The sequence below is a fragment of the Cellvibrio sp. genome, from assembly GCF_053579595.1.
In genome coordinates, this window is sequence record NZ_JBRFPI010000023.1 from 17,246 (window position 1) to 22,079 (window position 4,834).

At 48.6% G+C, this 4,834-nt stretch carries 4 protein-coding genes; all 4 read right to left on the minus strand.

The window, feature by feature from the left end; all coding sequences use genetic code 11:
* Positions 1-189 precede the first annotated feature (189 nt).
* Positions 190-2,481, minus strand: a complete 2,292-nt coding sequence (locus tag ACWA6V_RS02720; protein WP_449521061.1) for an ABC transporter permease subunit — start codon at positions 2,479-2,481, stop codon at positions 190-192.
* 168 nt (positions 2,482-2,649) lie between these two features.
* Positions 2,650-3,621, minus strand: a complete 972-nt coding sequence (locus ACWA6V_RS02725; RefSeq protein ID WP_449521062.1) for a PstS family phosphate ABC transporter substrate-binding protein — start codon at positions 3,619-3,621, stop codon at positions 2,650-2,652.
* Positions 3,622-3,825: 204 nt separating this feature from the next.
* Complete coding sequence (locus ACWA6V_RS02730) at positions 3,826-4,257, minus strand: ClpXP protease specificity-enhancing factor (protein WP_449521063.1); 432 nt, start codon at positions 4,255-4,257, stop codon at positions 3,826-3,828.
* 117 nt (positions 4,258-4,374) lie between these two features.
* A partial coding sequence (locus ACWA6V_RS02735; RefSeq protein ID WP_449521064.1) for a cytochrome c1 occupies positions 4,375-4,834 on the minus strand: 460 nt, incomplete at its 5' end.

Genomic DNA, 4,834 nt, shown 5'->3' on the forward strand with positions numbered 1-4,834 from the left:
AATCGAAGTTTGCAAGATATCCGCAGGCCAAAAGTGACCAAAACCACGAACGGCAATCAGGCCGAGCAAACCAACCACCATCACCATACAAATGGCAACCGCACCCCCATTTAACCAAATCCAGGGCGATCCACTTTTAAACCAGTCGGCTTGTGCTTTTACAAGATTTTTCATTGCATTCACCAGGAATTAAAGATTGCTGTAGCGTTGGCGCAGACGCTGACGAATAACTTCAGCGAGCGTATTCACTACAAAGGTCAGTGCGAGCAATACCAACGCCGCGAGGAACAGTACGCGGAAGTGAGTACTGGCCACCGCCGTTTCCGGCAACTCCACCGCAATATTGGCAGAGAGCGTACGCATGCCTTCAAAGATATTGAAATTCACTACCGGGCTGTTACCCGTCGCCATCAATACAATCATGGTTTCACCCACAGCGCGGCCAAAGCCCATCATCACCGCCGAAAAAATACCGGGGCTAGCAGTGGGCAACACCACACCCACCATGGTTTGCCAGCGCGTTGCGCCGAGCGCAAGTGAACCTTGTGTGAGATGACGCGGCACACTGAATACCGCATCTTCAGCGATAGAGAAAATACTCGGGATTACCGCAAAGCCCATCACGATACCAACCACTAATGCATTGCGCTGGTCGTAGTTAATGCCATTATCGGTAAACCATTGGCGCATGCTGCCATCAAAAAACCAGACCTCAGTGAAAGGACTAACTGCGACGCAAGCCCACACAGTTAAAATAATGGGCAACACCAGAATCACGGCTTCCCAACCTTCTGGAACACGGTTGCGAATCGATTCCGGGAAGCGGCTCCAGATAAATCCGGTCACCAACATAATGACGGGCAACAAAATTAAAATACTGAAAATCGCGGGCAAGTGGTTTTCCATAAACGGAGCCAACCACAATCCGGCGAGGAAACCGAGAATTACTGTCGGCAGTGCCGCCATAATTTCGATCGTGGGTTTTACAAGACCGCGTAGTTTTGGTGTCATAAAATAGGCGGTGTAAATCGCGCCCATCACGCCGAGCGGTACCGCAAACAAAATGGCAAAGAATGCAGCTTTTAATGTACCCAATGTGAGCGGGATAAAACTCATCTTGGCTTCAAAGTTATCGCTACCGGAAGAGGCCTGCCAAATATATTCCGGCGCCTCACGGCCTTCGTACCAGACTTTCTCCCACAGCGAATGGAATGAGACTTCAGGATGTTTATTCCACACATCAGCAACCGCTACTTTTTTACCGCCGTCAATTAACAATGCACGGTTGTTAATAGGGGAAATGGCAATGTTCTGGATGGGTTTATCGCTGATGGATTGGATCAGCAGAGTACGCTCAGAGGTGCCGAAATAAATCCCGATATTGCCTTGATCGTCACCTGCCCAAAAACCGCGGCGGGCAAATTCCGGGGCAACACTGGTAATTGCGCCCGGCAAGGATTCAAACGCACGCACAAATTCGACATGGTATTCGTTGCTTTCATCGCGCACTAAAAACCATTGACTGACCTCACCCTTATCGGTACCCACGATCAGAGAACCTGTACCCACTAAAAATTGCAGCACGGTAATTTTTCCACCGCCAACACTTACAGGCTCTTTGCGCTCTGCAGCGGCGGGGTTAATAATTTTGTAGAGAATAATTTGCGCAGTGTCGGTCGCAATAACCAAATGTTGCGCACCTTCATCAATTTGCATTGCAATAGCATTCATACCGGCAGGCAGTGGCGGCAAGGTGAATACTTCTTGTGAAAGACTCGATTCACCGGTAATCATATTGGTACTTTCGCTGAACACCCCGAGCAATAAACGGTTGTCGGCAGTAATAGATCCAATCAAGGTACCGCCGAAGGTTTCTTGAATAGCCAATACTTTTAATGCAGTGCCCTGCTCATCCAAACGCACCGGTGATTCGCCGAGCGGAAATAATAAGGTTGGAGTAATCAAACGCTTATCTTGCGGATAACTGAGTGAGTAGTTGGTTTTTGTCACCACTACTTCACCATTGTTAAAACCATAAGCAACAAGGCCATGATCAGCTGTACTAGTAGCCAAACTGGCAAATTCAGCCCCCTCGGTTTTAGGTAACTGGGCTTCAAGGATGGTTTTTCCATCATTTACATTAAAGAAACTCACTGCACCACTGCGCTTGAAACTGCCGCCAATTTCTTCGTAGCGCTCAAGGGTTAAAAATTCAGTGGAATCTTGTTCAATTTGATGCAATTCGGCTTGGTCGAAGGTCTTCACCACATCGACCGAGGCGCCGCGGAACAGAGGCGCCACTTCGGAAAAGAGATAGAAAAATATCAATCCCAAAGAAAATACAACCGCGATACCGGCTGTCATGACGCCATAGCGGGAGATATTATCTTTAAGCTTACGAATGCGGCGCAGGCGGCTGCGCTGCTCGGTGGTCGGCATCAAACTGAGTGTTTGTTTTACCGAAATGCTGGGTTCTGACATGGTCTAGTCACCTGATTAAACTGCTGGCACAAGAATCCTAACAAGCAAAAATGACACTTTTGTTACAAAGCGAGCTATGCCTGTCATTTATCTGTCATATTTCTTTTTGCGCGCATAAAAAAGCCGCCGATCAAGTCGGCGGCTTTTGCTGTAGCACTTAAGCAGTAATTACTTTTGCAACTCAGCCAGTGCTTTGGTGACCATAGTCGCGGGCAGCGGGATATAACCATCACGCAACACAGTCTCTTGGCCTTGCTTGGAGAGGATCATCTTCGCAAACTCCAATTGCAATGTATCCAGCGGGCGGTTCGGGTGTTTATTGATGTAAACATAAAGTACACGTGCCAGCGGGTAGGTTCCATCCAGTGCATGCGATGCTTCAGCAGTCACAAAGGGTTGTCCATCTTTCTTGGACAGCGGCAGTGCACGCACACCGGAAGTCACGTAGCCTATACCTGAATAACCAATACCATTGATCGATTCAGACACACCTTGAACCACAGATGCTGAGCCTGGTTGCTCATTGATGCCGGCTTTAAAGTCTCCTTTGCACAAAGCTTCATCTTTGAAGTAACCGTAAGTACCTGATACAGCGTTGCGGCTGTAAAGGGTGAAATCGCGATTTGCCCAATTATCAGTAAGACCCACTTCGCCCCAACGGGTAATATCTTTGGCTGCGCCACACTTGCGGGTTGCAGAGAAAATCGCATCCACCTGTTGCAAGCTCAGGCCTTTGATCGGGTTATCTTTGTTTACATACACAGCGAGAACATCGATCGCTACAGGTACAGCGGTAGGTTTGTAGCCATGTTTGGCTTCGAAAGCCTGAATCTCTTCCGCTTTCATTGCACGGCTCATAGGGCCGAAGTTGGCAGTACCTTCAGTCAACGCTGGTGGTGCAGTTGAAGAACCGGCGCCCTGGATTTGGATATTGACATTAGGGTAGGATTTTTTGAAATCTTCGGCCCACAAGGTCATCAGGTTGTTGAGCGTATCAGAACCAATTGAGTTCACATTACCCGACACACCCGTTACCACTTTATATTCTGGCAACTTGGGATCAACTGCCGCTTGCAGCGCAGCTGCACACACCATAGAGCCGGCCAGTGCCAACCCTTTAATAATTTTCATAGCGTTCATAGAGCGCTCCGTTTAGTCATTCGTGAGTAATGAATTCTTGCTTGTTGATGAAGAGATCTGTCTCTCCATTGACGATCACTTTAGCCAGCGAATATGACAGTAATATGACCAACAAGAATTTTTGTCACAAATATGTCGCACAAGCGTCACATTTATTGGGAGGGTACAGACAAAAACACCAGCCGCAGCGGGTGTTTGAAAGACTTATTTTACGACGCGCAATCCGGGTCGTTTAGGGGCTGACCCAGAGGGAGAGATCGGCTCAGGTCGCGGAGATGTAGGCGGAGTTGTCGGAGCTGGTGTAGGCGGCTGCGGATTTTGTTCTGGCTCGAACATCATTCCCTGGCCATTTTCACGGGCGTAGATCCCGAGAATCGCGCCGCATGGCACATAGAGATTATTCACAACACCACTAAAGCGCGCGTTAAACGACACAGCAGTGTTATCCATAAAAAAATCTTTAATCGCCGAGGGGGAAATATTCAGAATGATCTGCCCGTCTTTGTTGACGTGTTGCTGCGGCACTTGGGTGCCCTGCACATGGGCATCGACTAAAATGTGCGGAGTGCAATTGTTGTCCAGTATCCATTCGTAGATGGCGCGCAGAAAATACGGACGACTGGAGGTCATGGACATATACATTTCCTTTAACTGAACAGATGAATACCGGCGACAAAGTACAGGTATTTTAACCCAGGCTCAATTGAATCAAGTCGCAAACAAAACGGGCGACCTAAGTCGCCCGTTTTGATATCAGTGGATCTCTCTCCAGAACTCGCGGTTCAGGAAGTAGACAAAGACAAACAGGATCAACAGGAAGCCCAGCACGTAATAGCCCATTGCCTGACGTTTCACGGCAACAGGTTCAGCAACATATTCAAGGAAGTTGACCAAATCATAAACTGCTTGATCAAATTCTGCAGCAGACAAGCTGCCCTTGATTTTGCCTTCCCTAAGTGCACCGCAATGCTCGTCTACTTCAACCTGGCCCACATCGTTGCGCAATGCGCCGCCGTGGTGATTGAGTTTCGGACCAGCGCCACACTCTAAAAGTCCTTGCTGACCAATCAACACATGCGGCATGCCCACGTTGGGGAATACACGGTTGTTGACACCCCAAGGACGAGTTTCATCTTTATAGAAATTGCGCAGGTAGGTGTAAATCCACTCAGGTGAACGCGCACGCGCCACCAGCGTCAAATCCGGTGGAACC